The following is a 14927-nucleotide window of genomic DNA, read 5'->3' as shown; positions in this document are numbered from 1 at the left end:
CCCCAATAATTTACAAGCTTTCCACGATCCGGGAAATGGCGAAGTATAACTCTGATGAATGGGCGGAGCAGAACGTGAAGGTAGCGGGATCTCAAGCAGGCAGCATATCCAGCGATCCTCTGCTTCAGCCGTTTCGGCTGAAGGGTCTGACGCTGCGCAACCGTGTTGTGAGCACCAGTCACGCCTCGATGCTGGACGATGGAGGCTTGCCGCTCGAGCGTTACCAGCGCTATCACGAGGAGAAGGCGCATGGCGGCCTGGCTATGACCATGGTGGGCGGCTCCGCCATGACCTCGCCCGACTCCAGTTGGGGCGGCGGTCAGCTGGACCTTTCGAGCGATCGCATCGTCCCTCATCTCCAGTCGCTGTCGCAGCGCATCCACCGCCACGGCGCCGTCGTCATGTGCCAGGTCTCGCATCTTGGCCGGCGCGCCACCGCCTATGCCGGGAACTGGCTGCCGCCCGTGGCGCCGTCACGCGTTCGCGAGACGCGAAACCGGAATTTTCCGAAAGAGATGGACGCGGCGGACATCGACAGGATTGTCAGGGACTACGCCAGTGCAGCAAGGTGCTGCGTGGACGGCGGTCTGGACGGCGTCGAAACCGTCACCGGCGGCCATCTGATCGGGCAATTCCTCTCGCGCAGAACCAACAGACGCACAGACGATTTCGGCGGTTCACTCGAAAACCGCGCGCGCTTCGGCCTGATGGTTCACGAGGCGATACGCCGCGCGGTGGGCGACGACTTTGCTGTCGGCATCCGGTTGGTGATCGACGAGGCGGTCGAAGACGGCTCGGATTTCGAGGAATGCCTTGCCTTCGCCAGGCTGTTCGAGCGGGAAGGCCATGTCGATTTCTTCAATTGCATCTTTGGCCGCATGGACACCGACCTGTCCCTGGCTGAGCAGAACATGCCCGGCATGTTCAGCGCAAGCGCGCCGTTTCTGCCGTTGGTCGGGCTATTCAAACGGGAAACCAGGTTGCCCGTGATTCACGCCGCAGGCATCAGGGACATAGCGACTGCGCGGCATGCTATCCGCGAGAACCTTGTCGACCTGGTCGGCATGACCCGGGCGCATATTGCCGACCCGCATATCGTCAACAAGGTGATGCGCGGCGAAGAAGAACGCATTCGCCCGTGCGTCGGCGCATCCTACTGCCTGTACAAGAAGGTGCAATGCATTCACAACCCGGCCAGCGGCCATGAAACGATCATCAGCCATACCATCGTGCGGGCTGAAACGCTGAAACGTGTGGTCGTGGTCGGCGGTGGTCCGGGCGGGATGGAAGCGGCAAGGGTCGCCGCCGAGCGCGGCCACAGAGTGAGCCTGCTCGAAGCCGGGGCGCGACTTGGTGGGCAGTTGCTCGTCGCGGCCTCGGCGTCCGATCGCAAGGATCTCATCGGCATAGTCGACTGGCGTACCGACGAGCTCGCTCGCCTGGGCGTGGAAGTCCGTCTCAACACCTATGCGGACGCGGAAATCGTCCTTGCCGAGCAACCGGACGCGGTCATCATCGCCACCGGCGGCGTTCCCGATATGGAACGGCTGGAGGGCGCTGAGCATTGCGACAGCGTCTGGGATGTCCTGACCGGGGTCGTGCCGGCGAAGGACGACGTGCTGATCTACGATGAGACTGGACGCCAGGCGGCAGTCTCCTGCGCCCTACATCTTGCACGTCCGGGGCGCGTGGTCAGCATGGCCATGGCGGACGACACGCTGGCGGTCGAGACGCCTTATCCGGACCGGGTGAGTTTCCGCAAACGCGCCTCGGAACGCGGCATCCGCGTCGTCAGCGATGTGCGTCTGGTCAAGGCAGCGCGCCAGGGCAACGGAATCGCCGCCACGTTCCGGCACGAACTCACCGGTGCGGAAACCGAAATGACCGCGGCCCAACTCATTGTCGAGCGCGGTACGGTACCCATGGAGGATGCCTACCAGGAATTGCGTGTCCGCTCCGCCAACAACGGCGTCACCGACATAGCACTCATGACCGGAACCGAATCGAAAGCGGACAATGGTCTCCAGGCTGCCGGATCGTTCGTCCTGCATCGCATTGGAGACGCAGTCGCCAGCAGGGACATCTATTCGTCGATCTACGAGGCCTACCGGCTCTGCTCGCAATTGTAGACAGGGTGAAAGCCGGCTGCGGCAAGCTGATTTGCCCTGACAGAAAGCACGTTAGTCAATGAAGCTCGATCGGATTGACATCAAGATTCTGTATGAGCTGCAGAAGAACGGCCGCATCGCAAATGTAGAGCTGGCGGAATTGGTCAATCTCTCCCCCAGCCCATGTCTGATGCGGGTGAAGAAGCTGAAGGCTGAAGGCTATATCGTGCGTTATTCGGCGCAGATCGACATCGTCAAGCTGGGACGGACGCTCACCGTCTTCACTGAAATTACGCTGAAGAACCATCGTCAGATCGACTTCGCGCGTTTCCTTGCCGCCGTCGATAAGGTTGATGCGGCCGTCGAATGCCACCGCGTTTCCGCCCGCTACGACTACCTCTTGAAATTCGTCACGGGTGGTATTGCCGAATATCAGGCGATCGTGGAGCGGCTCATCGAGATGGATATCGGCATCGACAAGTGTGTTTCAGCTTCGTGGTGCTGAAATCTCCCATCGTCAAGGCGCACATGCCGCTGCCCAGCCTGTTTCCAAGGTGAGGCACTGCCGCCTATAGTTTTTGCTTTGATGCCTGTCCTTGCCCCAGAACCGCTGCACACTTCTGGGCGGCATGCCTTAGCGGTGGCCGTACTGGCTGACCAGCTCGGGGTCGCGGACGAGGCCATCGAGCCACGTCGGATCGAGCTTCGGCACGGAGGAGAACAGAAGTTTCGAATAGGGGTGGGTGGGCGCCTTCAGCCTGTCGGGCGTGATCTGCTCCACCCGCTCGCCATTGTACATGACCATGATTTCGTCGCAGATCGCTTCGACGACGGAGAGGTCGTGGCTGATGAAAATGTAGGAAAGACCCAACTCGCGCTGCAGCTCCTTGAGCAGTTCGATCACGGCGGCCGCCACCACCGTGTCGAGCGCTGAGGTGATTTCGTCGCAGATGATGAGCTTGGGCCTGGCCGCCAGAGCGCGCGCGAAGTTCACGCGCTGCTTCTGGCCTCCCGAGAGCTCCGACGGGCGACGGTAGCGCAGCGTCCTGGGCAGGCGAACCATGTCGAGCAGTTCGTCGACGCGCTTCGAGCGCGCCTGCCGGTCGAGTCCATGATAAAAGGCCAGCGGCCGGGAGATGATGTCCTCCACAGGCTTGGCCGGATTGAGCGCGGTATCGGCATACTGGAACACGATCTGCATCTCGCGCAGTTCGTCCTGGCTGCGTTTGCCTGCGGCGCGCTCCAATTGCCTGCCGTCGAAGACGATGTCGCCGGCCGCCGCCGGATGGATGCCGGCGATGACGCGCGCCAGCGTCGATTTTCCGCAGCCGGATTCGCCGATGACGCCAAGGTTGCGCCCCTTTTCGACGACCAGGCTGACGGAATTGACAGCGCGGATAAGCGGCAGCCCGTCGGCCCGCAACGAGCCATAGCCGGCGGTCACATTGTCGATACGCAACAACGGCTTCGTGCCGGCGTCCGCGTCCGCATGTGCTTGCCGCGGTTTCGGCTCGAAGGCAGCCAGCAGTTCGCGCGTGTAGGGGTGCTGGGCAGCCGAAAGGATCTGAGCCGTGGTGCCGGCCTCCTGCACTTCGCCGCCCTTCAGCACAACGATGCGATCGGCGATCTGGGCGACGACGGCGAGGTCGTGGGAAACGTAGACACCCGCTATCCCACCGGCCCGCATGACCGACTTGAATGCCTTCAGCACGTCGATCTGCGTCGTCACGTCGAGTGCCGTCGTCGGCTCGTCGAAGATCATCAGCCTGGGATCGCCGATCAGCGCCATCGCCGCCGACAGCCGCTGCAGCTGCCCGCCCGAAACCTGGTGCGGATAACGGGCGCCGATCCCTTCCGCGTCCGGCAGCGACAACGCCCGGAACAGCTCGACCGCGCGCTTTCGTGCCTGCTCGGGAGGCATCAGCCCGTGGATGCGTGTAACCTCGATCACCTGCTCCATGATGGTGGACGAAGGGTTGAAGGAGGCGGCGGCACTTTGCGGAACATAGGCGATGTCGGTGCCGCGCAATTTGGCGCGCTGCTTTTCGGCAAGCGCGGCCATGTTCTTGCCGTTCACATTGATCTCGCCGCCGGTGATCCGGCAGCCGGGCCGCGCATAGCCCATGAGGGAGAGCGCGATCGTCGTCTTGCCGGAGCCGCTCTCGCCGATCAGGGCGACGATCTCGCCGTCGGCGATGTCGAGGCTGACGCCCTTGATGATTTCGACCACGCGTCCGGCGTCGGTCGTCGCCTCGATCCTCAGGTTCCTGACCTCGACGAGATTGGTCATGCGTCCCTGTCCCTGATCTTCTGCGGCAGGTTGTCGATCAGCAGGTTGACGCTGATGGTGAGGCTGGCGATGGCCAGCGAGGGAACGATGACGGCGGGAGCCGCGAAGGGCAGGCCGCCTATGTTCTCGCGCACTAGCGCGCCCCAGTCGGCGAGCGGCGGTTGCAGGCCGAGCCCGAGGAAGGACAGGCCGGACAGCAAGAGCACGATGAAGACGAAGCGCAGTCCGAAGTCGGCCAGCACCGGGCGCATGATATTGGGCAGGATCTCGGACCCGATGAGATAGGCGGTGCTTTCGCCGCGGACGCGAGCGACGGTCATGAAGTCCATGGTGTTGATGTTGACGGCGAGCGCCCGCGCGAAGCGGTAGGCGCCCGGTATGTAGATGACGGCGAGCGTCAGGATCAGCGCCGGGATCGACGAGCCGACCGCGGCTACCACCACAAGGCCGAACAGCTTGCTGGGAATGGAGTTCATGGCGTCGAGGAAGCGGCTGAGGCAGGTGTCGAGCCAGCCGCCGGTGACGGCCGCGATCATTCCCAGCACGACGCCGGAAAAGCAGGCGATACAGACGGCGGCGAGCGATATGCCGACGGTGTAGCGCGCACCCATCAGCACCCGCGAGAGCATGTCTCGCCCCAGATAGTCCGAGCCGAGCCATAGGCCCTGACGCATCGGGCCGAAATAATCGTCGTCGACGATGTCGCCGATCGAATGGGGAATGATGGCGGGTGCGAAGATCGCGATCAGCGTCCACGCCAGAATGACCAGCGAGGCGACGACGCCCACGAGATTGTAGCTGTGGCCCAGCAAGGACCGTCGGGAAGCTGCCACGCGTGCCATCGTCACCTCAGCCTCGGGTTGGACATTATGGCGATGATGTCGGCGACGGTGATGAGCAGGAGATAGCCGAGGCAGAAGATCATTGCGCAGCTCTGGATCAGCGGCAGGTCGCGGGTCGCGACCGCATCGACCATCAGCTTGGCGATGCCGGGATAATTGAAGATCGTCTCCACGATGATGACGCCGCCGACCAGATAGGACAGCGACAGCGCAACCGCGTTGACGATCGGCCCGAGCGCATTGGGAAGTGCGTGCTTGAGCACCATGCGGCCGCGTGAGGCGCCTTTGAGCAGCGCCATCTCGACATAAGGCGTGGACAGCGTTTCGATCACCGCGGCGCGGGTCATGCGGATCATCTGAGCCGAGATGACGGAGGTCAGCGTGATCACCGGCATGGCATAGATGCGCACGAGATCGGTCAGCGTATGCGCCTCATTGACCGAGGACAGTGCCGGCAGCCATTTGAGATAAACGGCGAAAAGCAGGACCGCGAGAGTCGCGACCATGAATTCCGGCACCGAGATGACGCCGATCGCAAGAATGGTGACGGTGCGGTCGTAGAGGGAGCCGCGCAACATGGCGGCTGTGATGCCGAGCGTCAGCGCCAGGGGCACCGAGAGCAGCGTGGTGATGCCGGCGAGCTCCATGGTGTTGACGAAGCGCCCGCCGATCAGCGCCGCGACCGGCATCTCGTTGGCATAGGAAGTGCCGAGATCGCCGTGGAGCAGGCCGAAAAGCCAGCGCAGGAAGCGCAGGATTGCCGGATCGTTGAGATGCATGGCCTCGCGCAGGCCGGCGACCGCCTCCGGGGTAGCCGCCTGGCCAAGCAGGATCGACGCTGTGTCGCCAGGCAGCATGCTGGTGGCGAAAAACACGGCGAACAGGACGATCAGAAGTGTAACGACCGCGATTGCCAGCCGCTTCAACACGAGGTTTAGAACCCCAGACGTCATGGAAGCGCTCCTGCGGTTGCGTTCGGCCAAGCCATGTTGCGCAATGGGTGCCAGGGACCAGCTGTCCGGTCCCTGGCAGGCGCCTCTCAGGCTTCGAGCCAGAGATATTCCGCCATTGCGTAGCCCATCATGCCACCGAGCGGGTTCGCCTCCAAACCTTTCACCTTGCTGGAGAGAGCATCCACGTTGGAAATGTAGGCCGGGATGATGGTGCCGGCCTCCTCGGAGACCATGGTCTGCATCTGGCCGTAGATTTCCTTGCGCTTGGCCTGGTCGAGCGAGCCGCGCGCCTCGACCAGCAGCTTGTCGAACTTCTCGGACTTGTACTGGCTTTCGTTCCAGGGCGCGTTGGAGGCGTAGAGGAGCGAGAACAGGATGTCGGGCGTCGGGCGCGGATTAATGTTGCCGAAATGGATCGGCGCCTTGAGCCAGTAATTGTCCCAGTAGCCGTCGGACGGCACGCGCTGGACGTCGAGCTTCATGCCGATATCGGCACCGGCGGCCTGGATGATCACCGCCATGTCGATCGACGACGTCGCGGCATCGGAGGCGACTACCGGGATGGACTGGCCGAGCAGGCCAGACTTCTGGAAGTGGAACTTGGCCTTGTCCGGGTTGAACGCCTTCGGCTTGAGGTCGGCGTTGTGGAAGATGTTCGCCGGCGAGACAGGCTGGTCGTTGCCGACTTCGCCGAGGCCGCGCAATGCCGATTTGACGATCTGCTCGCGGTTGACGAGGTATTTCATGCCGGCGACGAAGTCGGCCTTGTTGCCCGGATCCATGTCGAGCCGGATGTTGAGGTCCGTATAGTTGCCCGAGGTGGTCTTCGACAGTTCGAAGCCCTGCTGGCCGCCGATGAGCTTCATCGCGCGCGGATTGATCGACGCGGCGAAGTTGACGTCACCGGAAAGCAGGGCGTTCACGCGGGCGCTGTCGTCACTGATGGCGATGAATTCGAACGAATCGAGGTAGGGCTTGCCGGATTTCCAGTAATTCTTGTTCTTGGTGACGACCGACCGCACGCCCGGTTCGAACGTTTGCAGCACGAAGGCGCCGGTGCCATTGCCCTTGGAGAAGTCGGTGGTGCCATCCGCGACGATCATGAAGTGATGCAGCGCCAGGATGGTCGGAAGGTCGGCATTCGGATCGGCGAGCGTGATTTCGACGGTCGACTTGTCGACCGCCTTGAAGCCGATCATCTGCGCGGCGATCTTGGCGACCTTGGAGCCGACCGCCGGATCGAGATGGCGCTTCATCGAGAAGACGACGTCGTCGGCCGTTAGATCCTTGCCGTCGTGGAAGGTGACGCCCTTGCGCAACTTCACGGTCCAGATCTTGGCGTCCTTGCTGTCGAAGCTCTCGGCCAGCTCCATCTGCGTGACGCCATCCTTGTCGAGGAAAGTCAGGCGGTTGTAGAGCGAGCAGCAGCGGACATAGTCGGTCGACAACGACGCCTTTGCCGGATCGAGCGTGTCGGCGGTCGAGGACGACCAGCCGGCGGCCTTGAAACTCCCGCCGGAAACCGGCGTGGCGGCGACGGCATTGGTGGCACGGCCAAGCACCACGCTGCCCGCGGCGATCGCGGCGCCGCCGGCCAGCAGCATCTTGAGGAGTTCGCGGCGGCTTGCGCCGCGCCGAATGGCATTTTCGACCATGGCATCGTCTGCGCTGGTCCAGTTCGTGATTTTGTCGGTCATATCATTCCCCTTTCTGGTTGTTTTCCCGGGTTGCTCGTCTTGCTGCGGCTTTCCGGGCTTGGGCTCAGGTTCGTTGCTTCAGGCTTTCCCGCACGGCGGCGGCAAGGGTCGCCATTGACGTGAAGTGGTAATCAGGCGCGGTGAAACGCTCGGGCTCGATCGTGCCGCCGTAACCCTTCCGGGCATGCCGGCGCTCGATCCAGCAATTGGTCATGCCAAGCGCCCGGGATATGCCGATGTCGTGGTACTGGCTTTGCGCCACGTGGAGGATGTCGTCCTTGCTGTCGCCCCGGGAGGCCACGAAATCGAAAACCTTCTGGAAGAAGGCCGGGTCCGGTTTCTCCGTGCCGGTATCATCGACAGTGAAGGTGGCGAAAAAGGGCGAACCGAGCTGCTTCTCGAAATGATCGAGTGCCCAGCGCCTTGCATTGGTCATGGCGATCAATCTGTGCGACTTCGCAAGGTCAGCCAATGCCGCCGCGCTGTCGGGAAAGCCTTGCCAGGCACTGGCGGAGTCCCGCAGCCGCACACCGTATTTCTCCTCGGGAGGGAGGCCGAGACGCGGAGCGATGACCGTGTAGACACGCACGAGATCGTCGGGAAACAGGCTCGCATCGGGCATGTAGCGGGCCCGCCGGTAGAGAGCCAGCGCCTCCTCGCCATCGATCGAAACGCCGGCCTCGACGGCAATTCCCGCCAGGCAGGTCGTGATTCCGCCTTCGAAGTCGATCAGCGTGCCGACCACATCGAAGGTCATGTATTTGAATTCGCTAAAGCCCCTGGCCAAGACTGGCTCTCCTCTGCGTACGGCCGAATTGCATGTGTTGAACAGAACAAAATTCCGTGCTGTCGGGGGCGTCGGCCCTTTTTGAAGGCCCGGAAATCCGGGCTTTCTGGCCTTGTCTTATGAGCAGTCTGGCACTTCCCCCGCGCTGGATTCGCCGAAAAGGCGTGAGGGGGCGGCACAAAATTGCGAAATCGTCTGCCCCGGCGATATTTCGAGACACGACATATTTCAACGCCATCATGCCAGGGCCTGGCGGACGTCTGGGTCGTCCAGCGTCTGGTCGAGCGTCCGGCGCGTGCGCTCGATGATCGCATCGATTTCGGCGTCGGTGCAGCAGAGCGGCGGTGCATAGCCGATAACCCCATGCGCAAAGGCACGGATGATGAGGCCATTGTCCCACGCCCTGTCGAAGACGCGCCGCGCCGGCATGGCCGATGCCGGAAGCGGCGTCTTCTTCTCTTTGTCGACCGTCAATTCGATCGCGGCAAGCATGCCGCGGCCGCGCACGTCGCCGACGAGGGGGTGGTCGCTCAGGCTTGCCAGTCCTGCCATCAGGCGGGCGCCGGCCTTGATGCCATTCTCCAGAAGGCCGTCTTCGTAGAGCTTCAGCACCTCGAGCGCGACGGCGGCGCTGACGGGATGGGCGGAATAGGTGTAGCCGTGACCGACGGCCGAGGCGCCCGCACCATCGGCGATGACGTCGTAGACATGATCGGCCATGAACACGGCGCCCATGGGAACATAACCCGAGGTCAGACCCTTCGCAGTCGTCATGAAATCGGGAACGATGTCCTCGTCGATGCAGGCGAACAAGGGCCCCGTGCGGCCGAAACCGGTGATCACCTCATCGGCGATGAACAGGATGCGGTACTCCCGGCAGAGTTCGCGTATGGCCTTGATCCAGCCTTTCGGTGGAACGATGACGCCACCCGAACCCTGGATCGGCTCGGCATAGAAGGCGGCGACCCGCTCCGGCCCGATCTCCTCGATCCTGACCTTCAGCGCGGCGAGCGATGCGGCGATGATCGCGTTGCCGTCCTCGCCGACCGGGTTGCGGTAGGGATAGGGGGAGGGGATCTTGTGCTGCCATTCAAAGGGAATGCCGAAACCGGCGTGAAAGGCGGGCAGGGCGGTCAGGCCCGCACCGACCACGGACGAGCCGTGATAACCCTGCTCGATGGAAATGAACTGATCGCGTTTCGGCTCGCCCCTGGCATTCCAGTAGTAGCGGACGAACCGGATCGTGCTGTCGACCGCGTCCGACCCCCCAAGCGTGAAAAAGACGTGATTGAGGTCCCCTGGCGCGCGCTCGGCCAGCTCCGAGGCGAGGCGGATGGCCGGCTCCGAGCCGAGGTCGAAATAGGCGGTGGCGTAGGGAAGCTCTCGCATCTGCCTGGCCGCTGCCTCGACGATGCTGTCATGACCGTAGCCGGCATTGACACACCACAGCCCCGCGAAACCGTCGAGAAGTTGCCGGCCGGACGCATCGGTCACGGTCGCGCCCTTCGCCGATTTCAACACGCGCACGCCGTGCGCCTCATGACCACGGTATGAAGAGACAGGGTGGATGAGATGGGCGCGATCGAGTTCGATCAAGGAATTGGCGAGCATTGTTGTCCTCCGACTATCCCAGCGCCTGGTTGGCGAGGGCGTAAACTTTTGGCCTGGCCTGCTCCGCAACCGTCTTGGGCGGACGGTCCATGGCTACGCCGCCGCCGACATGGGTGAGGCCGATTTCCTCGAGCCAGCCGGCGATGCCGGTCCCGCTGCCGGTATCCACGCGCAGGAAGGCGCCGGCGCGCGGGGCGGCGAAGAAGCCGATCAGGGCCTTCGCCTCGTCGATACTTCCCGCGATGACCGGACCAACCACCTCGCCGCGTCCGAACGGCCGGATCGCGGCATAAGCTGCGATGGCGCCGTCGCGTCGGATGACGGCGAATTGACCGCGCTCGGCCAGTGCATCGATCAGTGCTTCACGGTCGGCGCCATAGGCGTCGCGGTCCAGCGCCTTGATTTCAGGCAGATCGCTGACGCTTGCTGCCTCTACGCCGTCGGGCTCGCCAAGCTCCGTGACCTTGCCTTGATGCTGCAGAATGGTGCCGGAGGGCACGAACCCCAGTTTCTCATAGAGAGGCATGCCGTCCGCCGTCGCGACGAGCCGCAGCGGACGGTCCCCGGCCAAGGCGAAGGCCTGATCCATAAGCCGGCGCCCAAGCCCCTTGCCGCGCGCGTTCTTGTCGACGATCACCATGTTGATCATGGCGCAATCATCGCCATAGGGGGTAACCAGGATTGTTCCAGTGACGCGGCCCTGCTCGTCGAGCGCGACCGCACCGTTCGAGAGCTGCAGCGCCATCTGCCAATCCTGCGGGCGATGTGGCCAGTTCTCCTGGCGGGAAAGCACTACGGCTCCCTCGATATGGTCGGGCCCGAAGGCTCGGAGTTCGATGTCGCCCTGCGGCATGAGGTATCCTTCCGTCTGACGACAAGTTTCGGCCATCGGCGTGCCGCAGATCATCTGAAGGCTTTGGCTTGGACAGTATCTTTCGCCGTAGCGCGAGGGGTGTGCCGCATCTTGTGCTGGCGTCGTCCGCGGCGGGGGCGCTTCACGCCGCGCGCGGCGCAGCAATCGGCATGCCAGATGCTACAGCGTGCCAAAGCGGATGGCGGATACGGAACTTTCTGCTTTCGGAAGAGCGATTTCGGTCAGGTGGGTCGCCGCCTGCCGCTCTATGATGAAATACATCCCAGCGCGGATGTGCTTCCACCGGAGATCGACGGACATGGCTTCCTTCAGGCCCAAATACATCACCTTCGACTGCTACGGCACGTTGACCTTTTTCCAGATGGCGGAAGCGGCGCGCGACCTCTATGGCAGCCGGCTCGACGAGCCGCGCATGCAGGAGTTCATCAGGAATTTCGCGGCGTACCGCCTGGACGAGATTCTGGGCGACTGGAAGCCTTATGCCGACGTGGTCCATAATGCGCTCGAGCGCGCCTGCAAGCGCAACGGCGTCGCCTTCAGCCCGGACGACGCCAGGATGGTCTATGAGCGGGTGCCGACCTGGGGACCTCACGCCGACGTTCCGGCCGGCCTGGCGAAGGTCGCCAAGGAAATTCCACTGGTCATCCTGTCCAACGCGATGAATGCGCAGATCATGTCCAATGTCGAAAAGCTCGGCGCGCCGTTCCATGCCGTCTACACAGCCGAGCAGGCGCAGGCCTACAAGCCCCGTTTCAGGGCCTTCGAATACATGTTCGACAGGCTTGGTTGCGGCCCGGAGGATGTTCTTCACTGCTCGTCCTCTTTCCGCTACGACCTGATGTCGGCGCACGATCTCGGCATCAAGAACAAGGTCTGGGTCAATCGCGGCCACGAACCGGCCAACCCGTATTACGGCTATGTCGAGATATCGGACATTTCGGGTCTTGCAGGCGTCGTCGGTCTCTGAAACGGGCGGATTGCCAATGAAGTTCGTCTCCTACTGGCACGACACGGCCCCTATCTTTTCCGGCGGGGCGCAAGGCCCGGTCGACGGGCACTACGATGCCGCCGTCATCGGCGGCGGCTTCACTGGTCTCGCCGCCGCGCGCCAATTGGCGAAGGCCGGCGCTAAGGTGATCGTACTGGAGGCGGAGCGGGTCGGCTGGGGCGCATCCGGCCGCAATGGTGGGCACCTCAACAACGGCCTCGCCCACAGCTACCTCTCCGCCAAGGCGGAGCTCGGTAAGGATCGCGCAATCGCCCTCTACCGGGCTCTGGACGACTCCGTCGACACCATAGAGGCGCTGGTCGCCGAGGAAGGCATCGACTGCAATTTTCGCCGCGCCGGCAAGCTGAAGCTCGCCTCGAAGCCGCAGCATTTTGCATCAATCGCCCGCAATTTCGAGGCCCTTCACGCCGAGGTGGACCCGGATACGGCGCTGCTGTCGGCGGCGGATCTCAAGTCCGAGATCGGCTCACCCTTCCATGGCGCGATGCTGTCGAAGAAGAGCGCTATGATGCATATGGGCCGCTATGTGGCGGGCCTCGCCACTTCGGCCGCCCGCCACGGCGCCGTGATCCACGAGGATGCGGCGGTCACCAATCGCAAGCAGGCCGGCGGCAAGCACGAGCTGACCACCTCGCGTGGCCGCGTCAGCGCCAACAATGTACTGGTGGCGACCGGCGCCTACACCACGCCTGACTTCGGCTATTTCCGCCGCAGGATCATTTCCGTCGGCAGCTTCATCATCGCCACGCGGCCGTTGAGTGACGTCGAGATTGCTGCGACCATGCCGGGCAACCGGACATGCGTGACCTCGATGAACGTCGGCAACTATTTCCGGCTTTCGCCCGACAGGCGCCTGATCTTCGGCGGCCGCGCGCGCTTTTCGGCGACATCAGACCAGCGCTCCGACGCCAGGAGCGGACAGATACTGCAGGTAGGCCTCGCGGCGATCTTCCCACAACTCGCCAAGGTCGAGATCGATTACTGCTGGGGCGGGCTGGTCGACATGACCAAGGACCGCTTCCCACGCGCCGGCTACCATGACGGCGTCTGGTACGCGATGGGCTATTCCGGCCATGGCGCGCAGCTTTCCACCCATCTCGGCATGATCATGGCCGATGCCATGCTCGGCCGCGAAGATCGCAATCCGATGAAGGGGTTCGAGTGGCCTTCCATTCCCGGCTATTCCGGCAAGCCCTGGTTCCTGCCAATGGTCGGCCTCTACTACAAGGCGCTCGACCGGGTGAGGTAGGCAATAGGCAGTAGGCAGTAGGCAGTAGGCAGTAGGCCTATTATTACCTACTGCTTATTCCCATGTGAAAACTCTTCATCTCGAGATATTCTTCGATGCCGGCCTGAGCTCCCTCGCGCCCGAGACCGGATTGCTTGACGCCGCCGAAGGGGGCCACTTCCATCGAAACCGAGCCGGTGTTGAGCCCCACCATGCCGAACTCCAGCGCCTCGCCGACGCGCCAGGCGCGTTTGAGGTTTTCGGTGTAAAAATAGGAGGCAAGCCCATAGGGCGTGCCGTTGGCCAGCGTGATCGCTTCTTCTTCCGTCTCGAACCGGAAAAGCGGCGCGACCGGGCCGAACGTTTCCTCACCGGCGAGCTGCATGTCCTTTGTCGCGCCGGTCAGCACCAGCGGCGCGACATATTGAGGGCCGTCCGGCAATGCCGGCCTCTCGGTGATGATCGTTGCACCCTTTTCGAGTGCGTCCTCGACATGGCGGTTTATCTTCTCGACCGCCGCCATGTTGATCATCGGCCCGATGGCGACGCCCGGCTGGGTGCCCGGCCCCACCGTCATGGCGTTGACGCGCGAGGAAAGCTTCGCAGCGAAGGATTCATAGACATCGGCCTGGACGAGGATGCGGTTGGCGCAGACGCAGGTCTGGCCGCCATTGCGGAATTTTGACACCAGCGCGCCCTCGACGGCGAGGTCGAGATCGGCGTCGTCGAAGACGATAAAGGGCGCGTTGCCACCGAGTTCGAGGCTCAAGCGTTTCACGCTGTCGGCCGCACCGCGCATCAGCAGCGAACCGACCCGCGTCGAGCCGGTGAAGGAGATTTTGCGCACGGTCTCGTTCGCCATGATCTCGTTGCCGATCTCGGCCGGCATGCCGGTGACGATGTTGATGACGCCGGCGGGAATGCCGGCCCGTTCGGCAAGCACGCCAAGCGCCAGCGCCGAATAGGGCGTGAACTCGGACGGCTTGATCACCACCGTGCAGCCGGCAGCCAATGCCGGCGCGACCTTGCGGGTGATCATCGCGTTGGGAAAATTCCACGGCGTGATGATGCCGCATACCCCGACCGGTTCCTTCAGCACGATAATGCGGCGGTCTGGCGTCGGCGAGGGGATGGTGTGGCCGTTGATGCGGCGGGCCTCCTCCGCGAACCATTTAACGAAGGAGGCGCCATAGCGGATCTCGCCCCTGGCCTCGTCCAGCGGCTTGCCTTGTTCCGTCGTCAGGATCAGCGCGAGATCGTCCAGATGCGCAAGCATCAGGCCATGCCAGGCCTCCAGCAGGGCCGCGCGTTCGGCATTGGTCTTTTTCTTCCAGTCACCATAGGCGGAAGCCGCGGCCTTTATGGCCGCGCGGGTCTCCGGACCGGCCATGTCGGGCACGGTGCCGATCGCGGTCTGCGTCGCAGGGTTGACGACGTCGACCGCTCTGCCGGAGCCGGCGGCAACCCAATTGCCGCCGATCAGGCCGGCTTCACGGAAGAGACTTTTGTCTTTCAGGCTTTTCATCGA

At 63.1% G+C, this 14927-nt stretch carries 12 protein-coding genes and 1 pseudogene; 4 read left to right on the top strand and 9 right to left on the bottom strand.

Annotated elements, in window-relative coordinates:
* The first annotated feature begins 35 nt into the window (after positions 1 to 35).
* Both FJ546_RS24940 and FJ546_RS24935 read left to right on the top strand, forming a co-directional pair.
* A complete protein-coding gene (locus tag FJ546_RS24940) occupies positions 36 to 2129 on the top strand; it encodes an NADH:flavin oxidoreductase (protein ID WP_246686947.1) in 2094 nt (697 codons plus the stop codon).
* 58 nt (positions 2130 to 2187) lie between these two features.
* A pseudogene (locus tag FJ546_RS24935) lies at positions 2188 to 2666 on the top strand (Lrp/AsnC family transcriptional regulator).
* Between the two features lie 76 nt (positions 2667 to 2742).
* Here FJ546_RS24935 and FJ546_RS24930 read toward each other — a convergent pair.
* The 8 genes from FJ546_RS24930 to FJ546_RS31340 all read right to left on the bottom strand — a co-directional run bounded on the left by FJ546_RS24930 (position 2743) and on the right by FJ546_RS31340 (position 11462).
* Positions 2743 to 4398 carry an ABC transporter ATP-binding protein gene (locus FJ546_RS24930; RefSeq protein WP_140891742.1) on the bottom strand — a complete coding sequence of 552 codons (1656 nt, stop codon included), beginning with the start codon at positions 4396 to 4398 and terminating at the stop codon, positions 2743 to 2745.
* Complete coding sequence (locus tag FJ546_RS24925; protein ID WP_140748540.1) at positions 4395 to 5240, bottom strand: ABC transporter permease; 846 nt, start codon at positions 5238 to 5240, stop codon at positions 4395 to 4397. Before FJ546_RS24925 ends, FJ546_RS24930 begins: the two co-directional genes overlap by 4 nt.
* A gap of 2 nt (positions 5241 to 5242) precedes the next feature.
* Positions 5243 to 6193 (bottom strand): ABC transporter permease, encoded by a 951-nt coding sequence (locus FJ546_RS24920; RefSeq protein WP_140891741.1) that lies wholly within the window; start codon positions 6191 to 6193, stop codon positions 5243 to 5245.
* 86 nt (positions 6194 to 6279) lie between these two features.
* Complete coding sequence (locus tag FJ546_RS24915) at positions 6280 to 7890, bottom strand: ABC transporter substrate-binding protein (RefSeq protein WP_140891740.1); 1611 nt, start codon at positions 7888 to 7890, stop codon at positions 6280 to 6282.
* A 64-nt stretch (positions 7891 to 7954) separates the two neighbouring features.
* The gene (locus tag FJ546_RS24910; protein ID WP_140891739.1) at positions 7955 to 8677 is read right to left on the bottom strand and encodes an HAD-IA family hydrolase; all 723 of its coding nucleotides are present in this window, start codon (positions 8675 to 8677) and stop codon (positions 7955 to 7957) included.
* A 237-nt stretch (positions 8678 to 8914) separates the two neighbouring features.
* On the bottom strand, positions 8915 to 10288 hold the full coding sequence (locus FJ546_RS24905; protein WP_140891738.1) for an aspartate aminotransferase family protein: 1374 nt from the start codon (positions 10286 to 10288) through the stop codon (positions 8915 to 8917).
* Positions 10289 to 10301: 13 nt separating this feature from the next.
* On the bottom strand, positions 10302 to 11141 hold the full coding sequence (locus FJ546_RS24900) for a GNAT family N-acetyltransferase (RefSeq protein WP_140891816.1): 840 nt from the start codon (positions 11139 to 11141) through the stop codon (positions 10302 to 10304).
* Between the two features lie 180 nt (positions 11142 to 11321).
* Complete coding sequence (locus tag FJ546_RS31340; protein WP_179296112.1) at positions 11322 to 11462, bottom strand: hypothetical protein; 141 nt, start codon at positions 11460 to 11462, stop codon at positions 11322 to 11324.
* Between FJ546_RS31340 and FJ546_RS24895 the strand changes: the two genes are divergently transcribed.
* Together FJ546_RS24895 and FJ546_RS24890 are read left to right on the top strand one after the other, a co-directional pair.
* A complete protein-coding gene (locus FJ546_RS24895; RefSeq protein ID WP_140891737.1) occupies positions 11461 to 12129 on the top strand; it encodes a haloacid dehalogenase type II in 669 nt (222 codons plus the stop codon). The two genes, FJ546_RS31340 and FJ546_RS24895, sit on opposite strands and share 2 nt — an antisense overlap.
* Before the next feature lie 16 nt (positions 12130 to 12145).
* The gene (locus FJ546_RS24890; protein ID WP_140891736.1) at positions 12146 to 13420 is read left to right on the top strand and encodes an FAD-binding oxidoreductase; all 1275 of its coding nucleotides are present in this window, start codon (positions 12146 to 12148) and stop codon (positions 13418 to 13420) included.
* Positions 13421 to 13463: 43 nt separating this feature from the next.
* Here FJ546_RS24890 and FJ546_RS24885 read toward each other — a convergent pair whose 3' ends face one another.
* A complete protein-coding gene (locus FJ546_RS24885) occupies positions 13464 to 14924 on the bottom strand; it encodes an NAD-dependent succinate-semialdehyde dehydrogenase (protein ID WP_140891735.1) in 1461 nt (486 codons plus the stop codon).
* Between the last annotated feature and the right edge of the window lie 3 nt (positions 14925 to 14927).

The sequence above is a fragment of the Mesorhizobium sp. B2-4-19 genome, assembly GCF_006441315.1.
Lineage (GTDB): Bacteria > Pseudomonadota > Alphaproteobacteria > Rhizobiales > Rhizobiaceae > Mesorhizobium.
Note: the sequence above shows the minus strand (reverse complement) of the source record. Positions and strands in the feature narration are given on the sequence as shown.